Annotated in this window: 15 protein-coding genes; 7 read left to right on the plus strand and 8 right to left on the minus strand. The window is 69.9% G+C overall.

The genetic code is table 11. From position 1 onward, the window contains the following. Window positions 1-39: 39 nt before the first annotated feature. Both ACGFIA_RS24140 and ACGFIA_RS24145 read left to right on the plus strand, forming a co-directional pair. Entirely contained in the window at window positions 40-921 is an 882-nt protein-coding gene (locus ACGFIA_RS24140) for a helix-turn-helix transcriptional regulator (RefSeq protein WP_281577923.1), read from the plus strand. Continuing rightward, window positions 914-1,108: a DUF397 domain-containing protein gene (locus ACGFIA_RS24145; RefSeq protein WP_281577924.1), complete on the plus strand. Its 195-nt coding sequence runs from the start codon at window positions 914-916 to the stop codon at window positions 1,106-1,108. Before ACGFIA_RS24140 ends, ACGFIA_RS24145 begins: the two co-directional genes overlap by 8 nt. Window positions 1,109-1,399: 291 nt before the next feature. Here the strand turns inward: ACGFIA_RS24145 and ACGFIA_RS24150 are convergent, their stop codons facing one another. From ACGFIA_RS24150 to ACGFIA_RS24170, 5 genes are all read right to left on the minus strand, one after another. Next, on the minus strand, window positions 1,400-1,612 hold the full coding sequence (locus tag ACGFIA_RS24150) for a hypothetical protein (protein WP_281577925.1): 213 nt from the start codon (window positions 1,610-1,612) through the stop codon (window positions 1,400-1,402). A gap of 29 nt (window positions 1,613-1,641) precedes the next feature. After that, a complete protein-coding gene (locus ACGFIA_RS24155) occupies window positions 1,642-6,549 on the minus strand; it encodes a class I SAM-dependent DNA methyltransferase (protein ID WP_393262226.1) in 4,908 nt (1,635 codons plus the stop codon). Beyond that, window positions 6,546-9,347 (minus strand): helicase-related protein, encoded by a 2,802-nt coding sequence (locus ACGFIA_RS24160; RefSeq protein ID WP_393262229.1) that lies wholly within the window; start codon window positions 9,345-9,347, stop codon window positions 6,546-6,548. Before ACGFIA_RS24160 ends, ACGFIA_RS24155 begins: the two co-directional genes overlap by 4 nt. Before the next feature lie 13 nt (window positions 9,348-9,360). Next, the gene (locus ACGFIA_RS24165) at window positions 9,361-10,428 is read right to left on the minus strand and encodes a serine/threonine-protein kinase (protein WP_393262231.1); all 1,068 of its coding nucleotides are present in this window, start codon (window positions 10,426-10,428) and stop codon (window positions 9,361-9,363) included. Between the two features lie 93 nt (window positions 10,429-10,521). After that, the gene (locus tag ACGFIA_RS24170) at window positions 10,522-12,453 is read right to left on the minus strand and encodes an N-6 DNA methylase (RefSeq protein WP_393262233.1); all 1,932 of its coding nucleotides are present in this window, start codon (window positions 12,451-12,453) and stop codon (window positions 10,522-10,524) included. Window positions 12,454-12,552: 99 nt separating this feature from the next. Here ACGFIA_RS24170 and ACGFIA_RS24175 point away from each other — a divergent pair, with 99 nt between their 5' ends. The 3 genes from ACGFIA_RS24175 (at window position 12,553) to ACGFIA_RS24185 (ending at window position 14,875) form a co-directional block, all read left to right on the plus strand. Continuing rightward, window positions 12,553-13,125, plus strand: coding sequence for a DUF4352 domain-containing protein (locus ACGFIA_RS24175; RefSeq protein WP_393262236.1), 573 nt, complete (start codon window positions 12,553-12,555; stop codon window positions 13,123-13,125). 62 nt (window positions 13,126-13,187) lie between these two features. After that, window positions 13,188-14,024 carry a hypothetical protein gene (locus ACGFIA_RS24180; RefSeq protein ID WP_357384499.1) on the plus strand — a complete coding sequence of 279 codons (837 nt, stop codon included), beginning with the start codon at window positions 13,188-13,190 and terminating at the stop codon, window positions 14,022-14,024. A gap of 32 nt (window positions 14,025-14,056) precedes the next feature. Beyond that, a complete protein-coding gene (locus ACGFIA_RS24185) occupies window positions 14,057-14,875 on the plus strand; it encodes an RNase H family protein (protein WP_357384497.1) in 819 nt (272 codons plus the stop codon). A 17-nt stretch (window positions 14,876-14,892) separates the two neighbouring features. Here the strand turns inward: ACGFIA_RS24185 and ACGFIA_RS24190 are convergent, their stop codons facing one another. Further along, window positions 14,893-15,360: a hypothetical protein gene (locus tag ACGFIA_RS24190; protein ID WP_393262239.1), complete on the minus strand. Its 468-nt coding sequence runs from the start codon at window positions 15,358-15,360 to the stop codon at window positions 14,893-14,895. 79 nt (window positions 15,361-15,439) lie between these two features. Here ACGFIA_RS24190 and ACGFIA_RS24195 point away from each other — a divergent pair, with 79 nt between their 5' ends. Next, the gene (locus ACGFIA_RS24195; RefSeq protein ID WP_357479248.1) at window positions 15,440-16,171 is read left to right on the plus strand and encodes a methyltransferase domain-containing protein; all 732 of its coding nucleotides are present in this window, start codon (window positions 15,440-15,442) and stop codon (window positions 16,169-16,171) included. A 39-nt stretch (window positions 16,172-16,210) separates the two neighbouring features. After that, a complete protein-coding gene (locus tag ACGFIA_RS24200; protein WP_357479250.1) occupies window positions 16,211-17,101 on the plus strand; it encodes an arginase family protein in 891 nt (296 codons plus the stop codon). Window positions 17,102-17,173: 72 nt separating this feature from the next. On the opposite strand, the gene ACGFIA_RS24205 is transcribed toward ACGFIA_RS24200, so the two are convergent. Both ACGFIA_RS24205 and ACGFIA_RS24210 read right to left on the minus strand, forming a co-directional pair. After that, the gene (locus ACGFIA_RS24205; RefSeq protein ID WP_357479253.1) at window positions 17,174-17,683 is read right to left on the minus strand and encodes a pyridoxamine 5'-phosphate oxidase family protein; all 510 of its coding nucleotides are present in this window, start codon (window positions 17,681-17,683) and stop codon (window positions 17,174-17,176) included. Between the two features lie 39 nt (window positions 17,684-17,722). Next, a complete protein-coding gene (locus ACGFIA_RS24210) occupies window positions 17,723-18,742 on the minus strand; it encodes a LacI family DNA-binding transcriptional regulator (RefSeq protein ID WP_393262243.1) in 1,020 nt (339 codons plus the stop codon). Between the last annotated feature and the right edge of the window lie 101 nt (window positions 18,743-18,843).

An 18,843-nucleotide genomic window follows, 5' to 3' on the forward strand; every position in this document is an offset into this window, starting at 1 on the left:
GTCCGGATGTAACAAAACGCAACAAGAAAGGGGTGGCCGATGGCCGACGACATGGGCTCGACAGTCCCCAGGAGACAGCTCGGGCGAGCGCTACGCGACCTGCGCACCGAAGCCCGCATGACCCTCGACGGCGCGGCCGAGGCCATGCAGTGCAGCCGGCAGAAGATGTGGCGCATCGAGACCGGCCTCGGCCCCACCCGCGCCGTCGACGTCAAGGCCATGTGCGAGCTGTACGCCGCCACCCCCGAGCTGACCACCGCCCTCGTCGCCCTGGCCAACGAGACCAAGGCCAAGGGCTGGTGGCACTCCTACGGCGACGCCATCCCCGACTGGTTCGAGCTGTACGTCGGCCTGGAATCCGCCGCCTCCCGCCTACGCGGGTATGACGAGTCGCTGATCCCCGGTCTCCTTCAGACCGAGGCGTACGCCCGAGGCGTCTTCCAGAACCGCACGGACATGAGCGATGACGACTTGGAGCAGTTCATCAGTGTGCGACTTCAGCGACAGGGTCTCCTGCGGCGACGCCTGCCAAAGGCACCCACGCTCAGCTCCGTGCTCGCCGAGTCGCTGCTGATCAAGCAAGTTGGCGACCGAGCGGTGATGGCCGATCAACTACGACACCTGCTCGACCTCTCCGAGTCGCCGAACATCTCCGTCCGCATCCTGCCCCTGTCCGCAGGAGCGCACTACGGAGCCCTCGCCGGGACCTTCATGATGCTCGACTTCCCGCTGACCAACCGGACCACCCCGGAGCCGTCTGTCGTCTACAGCGAATCCCTCACCGGCGCCCTCTACCTCGACCGTCCCGATGAGATCGCCGCCTACGAAAAAGTGTGGGCCAGCCTCGATCTGCTTGCCCTCGATGAGCAACAATCGAGGCATCTGATCAACAAGATCATCGGAGAGGTTCACCATGGCTAACCTGACCGGCGCCCACTGGCGCAAGAGCACCCGCAGCGGCGACAACGGCGGCGCGTGTGTCGAGGTCGCCGACAACCTCCCCGGCCTCGTCGCCGTACGCGACAGCAAGGACCCGGCCGGGCCGGCTCTCACCTTCTCCCCTACCACTTGGATGAGCTTCGTCCGGGCCACCAAGACCGGCCGCTGAACCACGTCGCCATCGGGAGCGCAGCCAGCAGAGATGCCGGAGGCGCTCCCGTCGTACTGTCGCTCAGGGGCTTGTGTCGCCCTCAGGCTTCGCTGCCCGGTCGAACAGCGACCAACAGCTCCGCCACGCCACCACCTGGGCTGGGTAGATAGCAGTGTGGCGACTATCGGGGTTACGCGGGCGCACGCCTCCGACTCTCGACATGAACTCCTGGTGCCGCTCATCGATTCCCGCTGCGCAGGTCGGCTCCGGGCACGACGTAGAAGTCCCGCCGCCCGTCGGTGACATCCACTAGGACGTGAAGTCAATCGAGGCAGCCGTGGCCTTGTACACGTCTGCAATCATCCATGCGCCCTGGGCGGCGGCCTGAACCGCTGCCCGCCTGCCGTTGATCTTCACAAACGTCTGCGGACCCTCGCGGCTCGCCGAATAGCCCTGCAACAGCGCCTCGGCCACTGCAAGGTGCCGCCCAGCCTGGTGCTTCTGATGGTTGCTCGGAGCCATCTGTTCTCAAAGGGTGAGAAGGGGAAGGACTACGACCGCCAGCCCGCGTCAATCGCATCCTGAAGCCGCTTACTGAATACGGCATGCGCCTGCCGATACTCGTTCTCCCGATCAGCTTTGTAGAACGGCGCAGCATACCCCTCGGGCGGCCGGTTCCGCTCGGGATCGTCCAAGTACGCCATCAACTGTTCGTGATGCTCCTTTGTCTGACCGAAGCCGAAGGTGCTGTGGCTGGCAGCTATTTTTCGGCTTTTTGAATCGAACCACGCCCCGCGATCATAATCTGCTAAAACGGGGTAGCGCGAGCGATAGATTGCAACGAGTTGATTGGCGGTTACGCCAAGCCACACCGAAACTAGGGCATCGATCTCCACCAAGGCAGCACGCCTAGCGCGTTCGGTTCGCAAAGCAGTTTCCCGAGTCCACTCTGCTCTAGCGGTAGCGAGCGGACTTAGGCCAGGCCAGTCCAGTGCCCACGATTCGCGCGACAGCCGATCAAAGTCACACAGTTCCTCCCAGAGCTTTGCGTAAGCTTCAGTCAGGCAACTTAGGCGCAAAACGCGAAGCAGCAGAGCGTTCGCCAACGGGTGATCAACCAGGGCGCCCGGCATGTTTGCTGCGTCAGCTCCACGAAGATCCGCACGGCCGGTTACTCGGAGGATGTAATCCAAGGGCAACGCCGCCCAGAAACCCGCGTTCATGACTGTCTCGCGGTTCGTCGGAAGGGCCAGCGAGTGCACGGAGTCGACGTGCGCGGGTCCAGGGGGAATAAGCGCGGCAAAAAGGGACCTTTCGCCGTCGAAGGATATCCGCCGGCGCCATGCAATGCGGTAGTAGTCCGTGTATCGGCGACCGTCCCACTGATCTTGAAGCCCATGGTATCGGCTCAGATTACAAGCGCGGACATAGTTGGTTGAAGGAACTGCTGATGAAGACAGCTTCGCTGGATCAACCAAATGCCAGTCCTGGATACTGTTACAGGGAACCTTGGGCACCTTGTAGAAGGGCAGCGCAACGGAGAAGTGCGGTCCTTGCAGTATGACATCCGAGAAGTGCACAGGGCTCGCGCTCTCCTCACGAATAACACCCGCCTCCCTAGAACCTCGCTCATGATATCCGCCGCTTATGCGCGGGCCAAGCCAGCCCAGCCGCTGGCCAACGGCAGCAAGAGCAGAGATGGCCCCCTGCTCGTCTAATGTCACGGGATATAGCAGCGGACTTCGAACTACAGGGAGACTATCGTCTCCGAGAAGCCGACTCCACTCGCGAAGCACCCTCTCATCAACAGTGGTCAACCTAGATCGATGCGGCCGGAGCTCCCACGCCCCGTTGTGTTTGATGCCGGGACGATCACCGGAGCCATCATGCGAAAGCGATTCCACCAAGGTCATCGGATGGAACAGCCAACTGGCGTGAACGAAGTTGATGTCTTGTTGACATCCATAGACATTCACGCCATATTGGCGCGTTCCTTGAATCTCTGGAAATAGCTGTTTGCGGTTTGAGAAGTGAGCATGGAACCGGAGATGGCGGTACGTTGCCTCACGTAAAACCCCTTCGTTTGCACCACTGAAATGACTATCAGGATGGATTAGCGCCGCCATCCCTCTCGGAGCCTGGTTACCCCACACCCGCACCATAAAGGCTCGGTAGAGATCCGGCTGTGTGCCGACCAAGAGCTGATACATTCCAGGCGATCCGAAGGCCCGCGCACCGCCGACATTCGTGGTTAGTTCCCGAAGCAGGAACCGCCATCGGCGAGTTTGGAGGGTCTGCTTCTTCCGCTCACGCCACTGCTGCGTCGACTGTCTTCCGGAGAGCACAAACCAGGGATCCAACTCCGCCAACACAAGCGTCTCATCCCAGATTGGACGTACCCACGGCGGGTTGCCGACCTGGAGGTCGAAGCCGCCCTTGGCGAACGCCTGCGCGAACGTCAGCTCCCAGTGGAAGAAGCCCTGCTGCTCCGCGATCCGCTCGGCCGCCAGCAGCCACGGGAACCGGTCGGCCAGCATCCACGGCGAGTCCACACCGATCACCCCGTCGAGCTTCTGCTCAAGCTCACTCATCTCGGCCAGGCTGTCGAGCTTGCGGCCGTAGAAGCGTTCGGTGTTCTCGTCCACGTCGCTGCGCCCGACCAGCGCCTCCGCGAACGTCAGCCAGTCGTCCAGGTTGGTCAGCGGCACCTGCTTGCGGAGCTGTTCGGCCACGGTCATCCGGCGGGTGCCGGTCGCCTTGGTCGGCAGGGTCATCTGCCGTGGCTCCACGTTGCCGAAGATGTCCGGCGTCTCGTATACCACCTGCTCCTCGTACGCCGGAATGTCCTTGACGTGCGACACCTGGACGGGCGCGGCCGGGTATGCCGCCAGGTCCGAGCCGTCGAGCAGGCCGACCTTGTCCAGCGGCCAGAACCACAGCGCGCACCAGACGTCCATCAGGGTCTTGAGCCGCCAGTACGGCGTGCCCGGCGCGGTCAGGTCGGCGAGGATCTTGTCCCGGGCTACCGCCTCGGTCACCCGCGGCAGGCCCTCGGCACCCCAGACCTTGATGTCCCGGCGGATCTCCCGCTCCGAGATGGCAAGCCGCTGCTGCACCAGCCCCCACAGAAATTCCACCCGCCGGGCCAGCGCCTGCAGCCGCTTGACCTGCGAGTTTTTCCCCTTGGCGGATGGGACGCGCTTCATCGCCGTACGCCATGCCTTGAGCTTCGCGGTCTCGGCAGGCGCCAGCTCGCGGGCCTCCTTCTCCCCCGCGACCGCGCCCCACCCGTCGGCGGGGAGCAGGAAGTGGTGGACGGTGCCCTCGTCGATCGGACCGTCCCGGAACGGCTTCTCCGCCGGGGCGGCGGTGAGCCAGGACTTGTCGGCGAGCTGCTTCGGTTCATAGGTCTTGCGTCCGCAGCCGATGAGCGAGTTGCCGCGCTGCAGGTGCAGACCGAACCAGGGCGCCTGCAGGCCGGCGTGCATGACGTTGAGCCAGAGCGACACCTCGGCCAGCTCGACGGCGGTGCGGTTGAGGTCGACGCCGTAGCTGTTGTGCAGCGCGATGTACGCCTTCACCCGCTGGAGTTCGAGGTGGTACTGCTCCGGGTCCAGGTCCACCTTCAGCTCGCGGGCGCGGCGGCGCAGGTACTCGGCGGCGACCTGGTTGATCGCCTCGTTGAGGAACGCGCCGGAGCCGAGCGCCGGCTCGCAGATCGTCCAGTTGAGCAGCTCCCGCGCCGGGGTGGTGCCGTCCTGGTCGAGGCGGTACTTCAGGGCGAGCTGGACGGTGACCTCGGTCAGCGACTGTGGGGTGTAGTACGAGGCGCTGGTTTGCCGGTCCCGGCCGGCGAGGCGGTAGACGAACGCGCCGGGGGCATAGCTGACCCGGCTGCGCACACCGGTGTACGGGTCCTCCTTGTAGACGAAGACGTTGTCGTCGTACTCGTCGGCCTTGGAGGCCGGGATCATCCACGAGCCGTCCTTCGGGTCGCCGTTCTTGGCGACCTCGTAGAGCTGCTCGGTGGCGACGAAACCGGTGTAGGACATCAGGCCCTCGTACACGGCACCGAGCTGGTTGATGCCGAGCTGGGCGTACGAGATGAAGCCACCCCGGCGCCTCTTCGCGCCCTTGGTCAGCATCAGCCGACGCAGCACCTGGTAGAGGACCTTGTTGCGCAGCCGCGTGTCGATGGTCGCCGCGTCCGGGTCGTCCTCGTCGTCGCTGTCCGGCGCAGGGAGTCGGCCGATGAGCTTGGTCTTCTCCGGCAGGAACAGGTCCGACTTCATCGGCTCGAAGCGCAGGCCCTCGCCCTCGCTGGCCTTGTCGTCGACCTCTGCACCGGCACGCGGCCGGTGGCCGTCGTTGACCATACGGAACAGCAGGTCGAGCGACTCGTACAGGTGGAAGCCGCCCTCGGCCGAGGGGGCGAGCTTGCGGGAGACGAGGTCGCCAATGCGGGCCAGGCTGTAGCCCTCGACGTACTCGCGGTCGTTGACCGGCAGGACGCCCAGTTCGGGCCGGGCTTCGGCGTAGAGCAGGAACAGGATCCGGTAGAGGTAGCGCAACGCCTCCCGCCCGAGTGCCCTGGCCAGTTCGTCGAGCTCCATCACGTCCTGCGGCTGGTAGCCCGCCTGCCGGATGCGGTCGAGCACCTCGTTGGCGATGAGTTCGACGGAGACCTTGAGACCTTCGCGGAGTTCACCGGAGACGCCGACAGCGTGCTGGCGGGAGCCGGCGACCAGGTCGGCGAGGGGTTCGGTGCCGCCCTCGGCGGGCGGGCGCAGCGAGTCGGCGCCGAACAGCGCGGCGACGACGTCGTACTCCCGGTCGTCGTTGCGGGCGTAGGCGGTGTCCAGGCTGACGGCCAGGTAGCGGCCCTCGCCCCAGGCGGTGCGGTCGGCGAGGGTCACCACGCCGCCGCTGAGGATCAGGACGTACCGGGGTTTCGGGTCGTCGGCGGCGAAGAGCCACGACGCGAGCTTGGCACCGGTGTCAATCGTCTCGGTGCCGTTCAGGGTGACCGGGGCGAGCAGGCGGCCGGCGTCGTCCGGGTCCTGCGCGGCCTCGGCGTCGACGGCCCAGCCGCAGTCGAGTGCGACGATGCCGTGCGCGGAGGTGAGTTCCGCGTGCGCGACCGTGATCTGGTGCTCCTGGCCGGCGCGCTCGACGGTGATGGTCTGCGGCTGCGGCTCGAAGCCGAGGGCCCGCAGCACGTCCTGGTGCAGCTTGCGCAGCCGCTCCGGGTCGAAGAACTCGTCGTCGGCCAGCTCCGTCTTCGCGTCGAAGTAGGGGCGGCGCATGCCCCGCAGGCCGGTGCGCGGTGTCTGGTCGCCCGCCTTCTCCCGCTCGGCCCACTGCTTGAGCAGGCCACCCTTCAGGGTGGTGGGCAGGATCTCGGCGAGGTAGTGGGCGGAAAGGTACTCGCCGCGGTTGGTCAGCGCTTCGAAGCTCATGCGGCACTCTCCGGGGACGGGACGAGGACGGCGAGGACCCGCAGCAGCGGATCCCCCGCGGTTTCCAGACGGTCGAGCAGATCGTGCTGCTCGGCGACGGTGTTCCGCGCCCGTTCACGGCGCTTCGCACGGTGCGAGGCGGGCAGCTCGTCGAAGATGCTGGCCTGCTCGAAGGTTTGCAGCCGCCGCCGGTAGTGCTCCAACGGTTCGGCGTTCGCCGCGTCCCACTCGGCGCGTTCGGCCTCAAGGTGCCGGCGGGCTGCCGCGACGGCCTGCGGCAGGAGCTGGCGGAACGGGTCGAGCGCCAGTGCCTCTGCGCGGTTGACCATGGACGGGCCGACGTTGGCCTCGCGCAGCACCTCGTCCATCGGCCGGATCTCCGGCGCAGCAGGCAGGCCGGAGACGGCCATCCACTGCACCACTGTGGGCTGGCCGAGGCGGTTGGCGTAGACGCCCTGGATCAGGTAGGTCGGCGCGGTCACGTCGGCGGTGAGCACCGGAGCCTGCTGGCGGCCGAGCCGGATGAGCACCTTGTCGACGAGCCAGTCGACCATCGGGTGGACGTCGCTGAGGAAGGCGATCTCCGGCCACATCGGGGTCTTGCTCTGCCGGGCCTGGTCGAGCTTGCGCTGGGCGAGTGTGCGGTCGAAGGTGACCTTCAGCCGCAGGTCCTCGCCCTCACGGTGGGCGCGCAGGTAGGAGCGGGGCAGGTCAGTGAGCCGGTGCACCAGGTCGTCGGGGGCGAGGAACGTGAGCAACTCGTCCTCCCGGCGCAGGTCGATGTGGTCCTCGGGCCGGTCCTCGTAGATCTCCCGCAGCGCCGCGTCAACGAAGTCCTCGGTGGAGTCGAAGAGCTTCGGCACCCGGGCCACGGCAACGTCCGTCATAACGGGGGCGGTGCCGACATCTCCGAAGAGGTCGGCCATCACGTCGATCTCGGCGTGGGCAGCCTCGTAGGACTCGTCGACGCTCTTGCCGGCCAGCAGGTCGCGGACCAGCCGGTCTTCCTCGGCCTTGGCGTCGTAGAGACCAGTTGCGGCTTCGACGCTGCCCAGGCTGCGATGGGCCACCGCTTCCCGGTCGAGCAGCTTCTCGGAGACCGTCCGGTCGTCCTTGGCGTCGTCCCGCTCCGAGGTGAGGATGAGCGCCCGGAACTGCGGCTGGTGCTTCTGCCCGTACCTGTCGATGCGGCCGTTGCGCTGCTCGATCCGGATCAGGCTCCACGGGATGTCGTAGTGGATCAGGTGATGGCACTGCTGATGCAGGTTGACGCCCTCGGAGGCGACGTCGCCGGTGAACAGCAGCCGCACCTCGCTGCCGGCCAGCTCGAACTCCTGGAGGATGCGCTGCTCGTCCTGGTCGGCGACGCCGCCGTGCAGCACCCGCACGGCGTTCGGCTTGAGGCCGAGCATGCCCGGGACCGTCTCGGCCAGCCACTTGATGGTGGGAACGCGCTCGGAGAACACCACCGCCCTGGTGTCGCTGCCCCTGCCCACGCCGATCTTCTTCAACTCCTCGACAAGCTTTACGAGCTTGCTGGAGTCGTGGTCGGTCAACGCCGAAGTCAGCTCCGCGAGCCGGTCCAGCGCCGCGCGCTCGGCGCCGGTGGCCTTCTTGCGCCGGTTGGTCACCGTCTCGTGCAGCGCCCGGTGCGAGGAGAGGAAAGACTTCAACAACGTGTATGGGAAGAGCCGGTGCTGCCCGGTGACTGCCTCGTCGCTCCACTTGCCGGCCAGCCACACGTCGGTCAGCTCGTCGAAGATCTGCTCCTCGATCGCGCCGGCCGTGCAGTACACCGCCTGGGAGGGGCCCCGGTCGGCCCAGCGGTCGCCGATCTGGTCCCGCACCTCCGGGCTGACCTTCGTACGGCGCAGGTAGAGGTGGGCGATGTCCTTCGCCTCGTACTGCTTCTCGTTCGCGATCGCGGCCGGGTCGAGCAGCGAGATGAGCTGCGCGAACGACTCCTTGTCACCGTTGTGCGGAGTGGCGCTGGCGAGCAGCAGCGCGTCGGTCTTCGCGGCGAGCCGGCGGGCCAGCTCATTGCGCTTGGTGCCCTTGTTGATGAGGTTGTGCGACTCGTCGATGACCACGACGTCCCAGGTGGTGGCGTCGAGGTGGTGGCCGAACTGGCCGGCGTCCTTGAGGGTGTCGACGGAGATGATGGCGCGCTTGAAGTAGGTGAACGGATTCCGCCCGGCCGGAATCTCCTGCTGGATGCGTTGGATTCCGGTCGAGTCGAGTCGCACCAGGGGAATCGCGAAGCGGGTCCAGAGTTCGCGCTGGAACTGCTCCAGCACCTGCTGCGGGGACACCACCAGGATCCGGTCACCTCGGCCCCGGCGGATCAGCTCGGCGAGGATCAGCCCGATCTCCAGGGTCTTGCCGAGGCCGACCACGTCGGCGAGCAGGATGCGCGGTCGCAGGCCGGACAGCGCCAGTTCTACCGGGCGCTGCTGGTACGTGAGCGGGTCGAGCAGGAATCGGTCGGCGAGGGCGAGGCCGCGTTCGGTGCGCGGCAGTGGCGTACGCCGCAGCACCGCTTCCAGGAACAGCCGGCTCTGCCGGAACCGCGACGAGGTGTCCACGACGAGTTCCGTCTGTTCGGGAACCAGCGGTGTGATGTCCTCGAGGCCGGTGAAAAATGTCGCCTCGACGTCCTGGACGAATTCCGACACCCCGACAGCCTTGATCATGGTGCCGTCGGCGGTGCCGGTCTTGACGCCTCGGACAAGCCACTCCTCGTCCCGGACGACGATGCGGGAGCCCGGGGCGAAGGTGGCGTCCTGGGAGGTGGTCATCGGTGGAGCCTTCCTACAGGGTCGAGCGTCGGGCGTACTGGCGGCGGATCTTCTCGACCAGCCATGTGACGTCGGGGCCGGAATCCTTCTGGCGCTCCGGGTCGACCACGGTGGGCTTCGGGTCCGGCACCGGCACTGTGTCGTCCTCGGGCTCGACCGAGGTGTCCTCCGGGTCCCGCTGGGGATCCTGCAGATCCGCTGGGACGAGCAGCTCGGTGTCCCCGTCATAGGTCAGGCCGGCGACCTCTTGGCGCAGGCCGGAGGCCGTCTTGCCGCTGCTCGCTGTGGCGACGGCGAGCAGGCGGGCGCCGACGTCGTCCAACCCGGGCCGGGCGTCGGGGTCGTGGGCCAGCATCGCGCCGAGCAACGGCGCCAGCTCCGCGGGCACACCGGACAGGTCTGGCAGGTCGCTGGGTTCGGTGATGCGTAGCAGCAGGTTCCACGAATTGGTCGGCGGGTAGAGGCCGTGGCCGGTCAGAGCGAAGACCAGCGTCGCCGCCAGCCCGTAAACGTCCACCGCCGCGGTCAGCTCCCGCTCACCGCGTACCTGCTCCGGCGACATGTAGGCGGGCGTGCCCACCAGGGCGCCCGGCTCGGTCAGGTAGTCGCTGCGATCGATCAGGATCGCCAGCCCGAAGTCGATGAGCTTCGGGCCGTCGGGCCCGAGGATGATGTTCTGCGGCTTGAGGTCGCGGTGCAGCAGACCGGCCTGGTGCACCTTGCCCAGCCCGTCGGCGAGCATCGCGCCGACCATGGCGGCAAGCGGCAACGGAAGAGGTCCGCGGGCGTCGACGTGCTGCCGCAACGTCGCACCGGGCACGTACTCCACGGCCAGCCACGCCGGGTCACCGTAGGGGTCGGCGTCCTCCAGGCGGGCGATCCGCGAGCCGAACACCAGCTTGAGACTGTCGACCTCGGCGGCGAATCGGTCCCGGATCGTCGGCTCCTCGATCAGGTGCTTCCGGATCACCTTGAGCGCGACGCGGTCGGCGGTCGGAGACACGGCGAAGAACACCTCACCCATCCCGCCCGAGCCCAGCGGCTTGACCAACTCGAAGCCGCCGATGGTGCCCAGCGTCATCCCGCCCCCTCACGATGACACCCAACCGAACTGCCACCCGTCGGGTCGGAGCCCGGCGGACGCACGACCGTACAACGTTGTTCGATCAAGGAGCTAGTGCCCCTTCGGCGATTTGCGCTGGTACTGACGTCGGGCCGCAGGTGCGATTGCGCCCTGGGCCAGTCCGTCCGCGGTCAACTGGGCGAGTTCCGCGCCCAGTGAGGCGGCCTGTCGGATTGCCGACTCGAACTCGTGCAGCCGCCGGAACGCCTCCCCGTAAGCCTCTTGTTCATCCCGCGACACCCGCCGCACCTGAGCCCGCCGCACGTCGAACCGCAGCGTCCCCGACAAGCTCGACGCCTGCCGCTCATTCGCCGACGTCCGCAACTGCCCGGCAAGGAACCACGAATCCAGCGCCGCCGGATTCGGCCGCAGCAGATACAGGTTGCGCCCCAACAGCGCACCCTCCGCCGTCACCACCCGCGCGGTGAGCTGCCGCGCGATCATCGGCACCACCACGTCCCCGGCGGCCAGCGCGATCTCCTGCCCGAGCCGCCCGTCGTCGCGGCCCGAGGGTTCGCCACCGCTGAGCACGTCCGGCACGGTCAGCACCGGCCTACCGTCGCCGGCCGGTTCACCGTCGTCGCCGGAGGCAGCGCCCCGGATCGGTCCGAGAAGCTGCAAAGCGCCGGCCCGGACCAACTCGCCGACCGTGAGGAACTCCCCCTGGCCCCCGTCGGCTGCGGGCGTCACCTGTGGCATCAGTGTGGGCAGGTCGGCGACGACGGCGGCGAGGCGCTCGCGTGTGCGTACCAGATGTTCGCCTGTCGCCTCGCCCGCGACGGCGGGCTGGCGACGCGCGGGGGTGAGGTCGACGTCGTCGTCGAGCAGTTCGATGACGTCGGCGGCGCGGGCGTAGCCGGGCTCGTCCACCTCGGCGTCGGCGGTGAAGGCCCGCCAGGTCTCCAGGATGCGGGAGTGGTCGCCGGTGGCGGCGTCGACGAACAGCGTCCGCGCCGGCAGCGGCGCGTCGGCGGGCGGGCGGCGCAGCACCCACAGGTGCAGGGGTACGCCGTGCGGTGCCGCCGCCCCCGGTGGCAGCGCGACGACGGCGCGCAGCGCGCCGCGGCGCAGCAGTTCCTTGCGGATGCGGCGGCCGGCGCGGCGGCCGGCCACGGCGGGGGGCATGAGGAGTACGGCGTGGCCGCCGGGGCGCAGGTGGGATAGCGCGTGCTGGACCCAGGCGAGTTCCGGCTCGGTACGTGGGGTGGTGCCGACGATCCAGCGGGGGTCGTGGCCGAGTTCCTCGTCGCCCCAGTTGCTGGCGCCGAAGGGCGGGTGGCAGACGACCGCGTCGAACGTGCGCCCCTGGTAGTCGTCGGCGCGCAGTGAGTCGCCGGTGCTCACCTCGCCTGGTACGTCGCGCAGCGCCAGCCACAGTCCGGCGAGCCGGGCGAGGTCGGGGTCGAGTTCCTGCCCGTACGCGGAGGTGCAGCCGGCGCGGACGGCGGCGCGCAGTGTGGCGCCGGTGCCGGCGGCGGGGTCGAACACGGAGCCGCCGGCGACGGCGGCGAGCCCGGCCATCAGGTCGGCGATGTCGTCGGGGGTGGCGAAGGGGCGGCCCGGTCCGGGGGCGGAGAAGCGTTGCCAGAGCGCGTCGAAGGCGCCCTGTGGGCCGAGTTCGTCGGCGAGCGCGTCGACGTCCGGCAGCAGCGCCTTGAGCTGCGGGTCCGCGGGACGGGCAGGTCGTTGGCCGCGTTGCCGGGCGAGCAGCCGGGCCCCGACGGCGGCGAGCCCGGCGGCCGGTGAGGCGCCGGCCGGGGCGAGGTGGCGCCAGAGCCGGTCGGCGGTGGCGAGTTCCGGGAGCTTGCCCTGGGCGTGCAGCCAGCGTTCGACCTGGGCGAGGTCGAACTCCGGGCTGGTGGCGCTGCCGCCGACCGGGTCGGGGAAGTCGCCGTGCCGTTTGCGCCAGTTGCTGACGGCGGCCCGGCCGACACCGGCGAGCCGGGCGATCTCCGCTGCGGTGATTGTCGGTGTCTCCTGCACGTTCGGAGTGTGTCACATCTGTCAAGCATGATGCTTGTTGACACCGTTCACAGATGATGCTCTTATTGACGCCGCCACGTTCACAGCAGGAGGAAAACGATGCGCAAGACCACCACGCTCGCCCTGATCGCCGGCGCCCTCATGGCCCTGGGCTGCGGCGCCGGCACCACCGACGACACCACCGGAAGCAAGGCCGATTCCGGCACCGAGGCGGCCGCCGGCAAGACCGACGGCGGCAAGACGGACGCCGGCAAGAGCGACGACAAGCCGAAGACCGCGAAGATCGGCCAGCCGGCCCGCGACGGCAAGTTCGAGTTCACCGTCAAGTCCGCCAAGTGCGGCGTCGGCAAGGTCGGCTCGTCGGCGTTCGGCGCCACGGCGCAGGGCCAGTTCTGCCTGGTCACGCTCAACGTGAAGAACATCGGCAAGGAGTCGCAGATGTTCGACGGCAGCAGCCAGAAGGCGTACGCGGCCAACGGCACCGAGTACTCCGCCGACGGCTCGGCCGGCCTCTACGCCAACAAGAACGCCGAGACGTTCCTCAACGACATCAACCCCGGCAACCAGGTCACCGGCGTGGTCGTCTTCGACATCCCCAAGGGCGTCAAGCTCGCCCGCCTGGAGCTGCACGACTCGCCGTTCTCCGGCGGCGTGACCGTCTCGCTGAACTGACCAGCCACCGCTGCGGGGCGGGCCGCACCCGCCCCGCACCCCCGACCCCGAGAGGAACCGCAATGTCCGACCCGACCCAGCCCGCGCCGCCCGACCGGACCGGCGACGCGACGATGCCGAACCCGCCCGCCGCAGCGAACCGCCCCGCAGACGCGCGTCCCCTCGTCGCCGGCGGCGTCGTGCTCGCTCTCGCGATCAGCGGCGTCATCCTGGCCGGCGCGCTCACCGAGGACGACGAGCCGCAGCCGGTCACCGCTGCTCAGCGCAGCACCGTCCCCGCCTCGGCGTCCCCGTCCGCCGCGCCGACCACGGCGGCCCCGACCACCGCCGCGCCCACCCCGGCCGCGCCGGCCACCACCGAGCCGCCGGCGCCGTCGCCCACTCCAAAGCCGAAGGTCGTGAAGGGACGCGGCGACGACGTGGTGCGCATCCCCGACCTGACCGACCTCGCGGTCGTCAAGTTCACCTGCCGGTGCAACAGCAACACGGTGCTCAAGAGCGACGGCGACGGGCTGCTCGTCAACGAGATCGGGTCGTACACCGGCAAGCGGTGGATCAACGTGGAGGACGGCTCGCTGACGACGCAGTTCGAGATCGAGGCCAGCGGCTCGTGGACGCTCACCATCGGCACTGTCGCGCAACTGGCCACCACGTCGGAGACCGGAAAGGCGTCCGGCAAGGGTGACGACGTGCTGCTGCTCGGCGGCGACGCCACCGCCGTGCGGATCACCCACCGGCGCGGCTCGTCCAACTTCGTCGTCCATGCGTACTCCCTGGACGACGGCGAGGGGGGCCTGCTCGTCAACGAGATCGGCGCGTACTCCGGCGTCCGCCCGCTCACCACGCCCGCGCTCGTGCAGATCACCGCCGACGGCAACTGGACCATCGCGCCGGCCTGACCCCCGCCCTCCCATACCCGTCAGGAGCAAGTATGCGACCCGATGAGTTCCGCCACGCCCTGAGCCTCCTGCCCGCGCCCCTGTACGCCCGCGCGCTCCCGCTGCGCCGCTACGTCTTCCGCACCACCTGCCCGCAGTGCCAGCGCATCGGCGACGCGGTCACCCTCGCCCTGACCGCGGCGCACTACGACCAGCTCGCCTCGGCCGGGCAGCTCCTGGACAACGCCACCCGGCTGGCCGAGGAGCACGGCGCCGACTGCCGGTCACAACCGGAGCCGGAACGGGGACGTGGGCAGGTCCAGCGGTGGGCGACAGCTTCCGCGCCGGTCGTCGCCGCGACCGACGCGAGCTGGAAGGGCCGTGCCGGCGGCATCGGGTACGTGGCGAGCGACGGCCGGTACGGCTTGCGCAGCCGGGGCACCGGCCGCCTGGACCCGACCGGCGCGTCCCGAGTGCTGATCAACGAGCTGCGGGCGGTGGACTTCCTGCTCACCGCGTACGACGACCCGCCACCGGCGATGACCGTGCTGGTGGACAGCCTCTCCGCGCTGCGGTGGTTGCACCGCTGGCAGTCCGGCTCGGTGGCGGACATGCCGGCCGGTTACAGCCTGCGCCGGCGCCGCTGGGCCGACCGGCCGACGCTGGTGCGCCTCGCCGAGCAGGTGAGCCGTCGACCGGACCTGTCCTTCCGGCACGTCAAGGCGCACAGCGGGCACGCGCTCAACGAGGCCGCTGACGGGCTGTCACACATGGCCCGCCGCCGGGTCGGGGAGAGCTTCGACGTTCGCCCCCGGGCTCGCGCGCTGGCGGAGGCGTTTCTGCGGGACTGGCACGCGAGCCTCATCCACTGATCCCGGGCCCGGCCGGGTCACCAGTCGCGGGCCCAGTCCGGCGGCGGTACGACGGCGAGCTGCGGCTCCCCACTGATCGGCTCCAGCGCGTGCACGATCCGCAGGTCCCCGTCGGCGGCGGCGTCGGCGTCGGTCAGCACCCGGCCGCTGCTGCCGTCGGCGCTGACCAGCACCCACCGGTCGGGGTGGACGCCGCCGTCGTCGACCAGCGCCCGTACGCCGAACGCCCGGGCGAGGGCAACCGCGAGGTCATGTTCGCGCAGACCGGTGGCGTCGGCCAGTTCGGTGTCGCCGGTGAGGATCCAGCCGAATCCCTCGTCCTCGTCAGGCGGCGTGAGCATCACCACCGGCCGAGGATCGTCGATGGCCCGGTCCTCGATCCGCCCGACGTACACGGTCTCCGGTGCGACGCCGTACTCCGTCAGCAGGAACGCGCGAAGGTCCGCCGCCGGCAGTCCGGCGGCGAAGTGGATCCGATACCGCACTCCCCACCCCTCTCCCAGACCGGCGTGTGACCCGCCACAGTGCTTGCCTCGCCGGCTTGCCGGGAGTTGGCTGTGGCGTATGGCCCGCATCGCGTACCACGACGCGGACGCCGAGGCGTTCGCCGCGACCCGGCACCTCACCGACGACGGTCTCACGGCCTGGCGGGCCGCCGTCGCCCGGCACCTCGGCCCGCGCCGAGGCATGCGGCTGCTGGACCTGGGCGCCGGGACCGGTAGCTGGGCACGCGCCTTCAGCGGCTGGTTCCCCGGCGTCGAGGTCGTCGCCGTCGAGCCGTCGGCGGCGATGCGCGCACGGTGCGCGTTCGCGCCGCTGGTCGCGGGCGACGCCGGGCACCTCCCGCTCGCCGACGGCAGCGTCGACGGGGCGTGGTTGTCCACTGTCATCCACCACGTGCCGGACCTGGCCGCCGCGGCGCGCGAGCTGCGCCGGGTGCTGCGGCCCGGCGCGCCGGTGCTCATCCGGTCGGCGTTCGCCGGACGCCACGAGGCGATCACGCTGTTCGACTACTTCCCCGAGGCGGTCCGCGTGCTGGACACGTATCCCGCCGTCGCCGACGTCGCGGCCGCCTTCGCCGGCGCCGGCTTCGCCGCCGCGGTGGTCGAGGCGGTCCCGCAGGTCACCGCGCCGTCGCTGCGGGAGGCGGCGGCCGGCCTGCGCCGGGAGGCGCACACGCCGCTTCAGCTGATCACCGATGCGGAGTACGCCGCCGGCGTCCAGCGGTTACGCGAGGCGGCACGTGCCGACAGCGGCCCGGTGATCGACGCGCTGGACCTGCTGGTGCTGCGCTGATCCCCGGTGACCTGCCCCGGCGGTGGTTAGGGTGGGGCGATGGACACTCGTCAGTGGACGGTCGTCGGGGCACCGTCGAGCGCGGGCGCCCACACCCCGGGCGTCGAACGCGCACCAGCCGCCCTGCGCGCCGCCGGCCTGCTCGACCTGCTGGGCGCCGACGTCGAGGACGCCGGTGACGTGCCGGGCTTCCGGTGGCGGCCGGATCCGGCGTACCCCAGGGGTCAGAACGCGGGCGCGGTGGCCGCCGTCGCCTCGGCGGTGGCCGACCGGGTCGCAGCGGCGCTGGGCCGGGGGCGCGCGCCGCTGGTGCTCGGCGGCGACTGCACGGTGACGCTCGGCCTGGTCGCCGGCTGCGCGCGGGCCGGGCTGCCGTCCGCGCTGGTGTACGTGGACGGCGGCCCGGATCTCTACACCCCGGAGACCCGCGCCAACGGCAACCTGGACGCGATGGGGTTGGCGCACATGCTCGGCCTGCCGGGGACGCTGCCCGAGGTGGCGGGTGTCGGGCCGGCGGTGCCGCTGCTGTCGCCGGAGCGGGTGGTGGTGTACGGGGACTCGCTGCCCCGGGGTGACCACGAGCGGGAGCTGGTGGCGGAGCTGGGGCTGGCGTACGTGCCGGCCGACGAGGTGCACGCCGACGCGCGGGCGGCGGCACGCCGGGCACGGTCGGTGGCCGAGGGCGCGGCCGACCGGTTCGTGGTGCACTTCGACGTGGACGTGCTGAGCTTCGTGGACGCGCCGCTGGCGGACGTGCCGGAGCCGTTCGGGCTCAGCCTCGGCGAGGCGGCGGCGACGCTGGCGGAGCTGGTGGCGAGCCCTCGGTTCGCCGGGCTGTCGGTCACCGAGATCAACCCGGCTCACCTGCCGGACGACGAGGTGCTCCCCCGGTTCGTCGACACGTTGGCCGGGGCGCTGACCGGGCGTTAGGCGGTTTCCGCGAGGTGTAGAGGTCATGGGTGGCACACGCGGTGCTCCACCCACCGCCGGCCGGCGGACGGGTCAGCGACGCCAGTGCTGGCGCGGGGCGTAGCCCTCGCGGCGCAACCAGTGTTCGGTGTAGACGATCCGGTCGGCCTCGATCACCACGAGCGGGTCCTCGGGCGGCTCGGACAGCGACCGGCCGCGCTCGGCGTGTTCGTTCTCCCAGCGGAACGCGGCCCAGTGGTGCGCCCGGTCGGGGTGGTCCGGGCCGAGCACCCGGGCGGTGCCGAACACCTGGGCGCCACGGCTGCTGGCCAGCCCGACCAGCGGCGCGAAGACGCCGATTGACACCCGGGGGTCGGCGGCGATGTTGCGCATCTTCGGTGAGCGCGGCGCGGCGGTGAACATCAGCGTGAAGTCGAGCGGGTAGTAACGCACCGGCGTGGCGAGCGGCCCGTCCGGCCCGGTCGTGGCGAGCACGCACATGTTCTGCGACGACAGCAGGTTGAGGATGCGTTCGGCCAGGCGTTCCCGGTCCAGCTTTCTCGTCGGCGTCGGCCCGGTCAGCCAGGGGTTCGTCAACGGCACGGCGCGTCCTCGATCATGACGGCACCCTACCGGCCCGGCTCAGGCGACCGGCGCGGTGCTGTCCCGCAACACCACAGCGCCGGGCAGGCGTACGACCCGGCGGCGGCGAGCGGTGTTCTCGGTCAGGGCCAGTCTCATCGCCTCCTCGCCGAGCCGGTGCAGCGGCAGCGCCACAGTAGTGAGCGGCGGGGCGAGGTCGCGTACGACAGGGATGTCGTCGAAGCCGGCGACCGAGACGTCGCCGGGCACCGACAGCCCCCTGTCGCGCAGCGCCGCGTACGCGCCGACGGCCATCACGTCGGTGCACGCGAACACGCAGGTGGCGTCGAGCCCTCGGTCGAGCAGCTCGGTCATCGCCCGGTAGCCGCCGTCGCGGGTGAACGCCGCCTCGGCCACCGCGCCCGGGTCGAGCGCCACACCGGCGGCGGTCAGCTCGTCGCGGAACCCGCCGAGCCGGTCGGCGACAGTGGTCAGCTCGGGCGGGCCGGAGAGCACAGCGAAGCGGCGGTGGCCCAGGCCCAGCAGCGCGCGGGCCAGCTCGGCGGCACCGGACCGGTTCTCCGGCAGGACACTGTCGACCTTCAGGGTGCGGTGCCGGCTGACCACCGCGACCCGGCCGCCGCCGTCGAGGTAGGGCGCCAGCTCGGCAGCCATGGCCCGCTCCCAGCGGGGGTCCTCGAATCCGGAGCCGATGAGCAGGATCGCCGGGGCGCGTTCGGCGCGCAGCATCGACACGTACGCGATCTCGCGTTCCGGGTCGCGGAACGTGCTGGCCAGCATGACCAGCAGGTCATTGTCGGCGGCGACGCGCATGACGCCACCGGCGACCGCCGCGAAGTAGGGGTCGGTGACGTCGTGGCAGACGACGCCGACGCTGCGCCGGGACGCGCCGGCCAGCGCGCGGGCGTGGGCGTTCGGGGTGTACGCGAGCCGCGCGGCGGCGGCCAGGACGCGCTCGTGCAGGTGGGGGGTGACCCGCCGGCCGTTGAGTGCCCGGGAGGCGGTGGCCAGGGAGACGTCGGCGGCCTTGGCCACGTCTTCCAGCGTCACGTGCGACATCGATGCGTCTCCCTGCGGAACGTCTTGACCCGGTGTTCCGGCGTGGCTACGGTAGCACCCTGAAAGCGCTTACTGAAAGCGCATTCAGGGCGGGGAGGCAC

Source organism: Micromonospora sp. NPDC049203 (assembly GCF_043197215.1).
Classification (GTDB): Bacteria; Actinomycetota; Actinomycetes; order Mycobacteriales; family Micromonosporaceae; genus Micromonospora.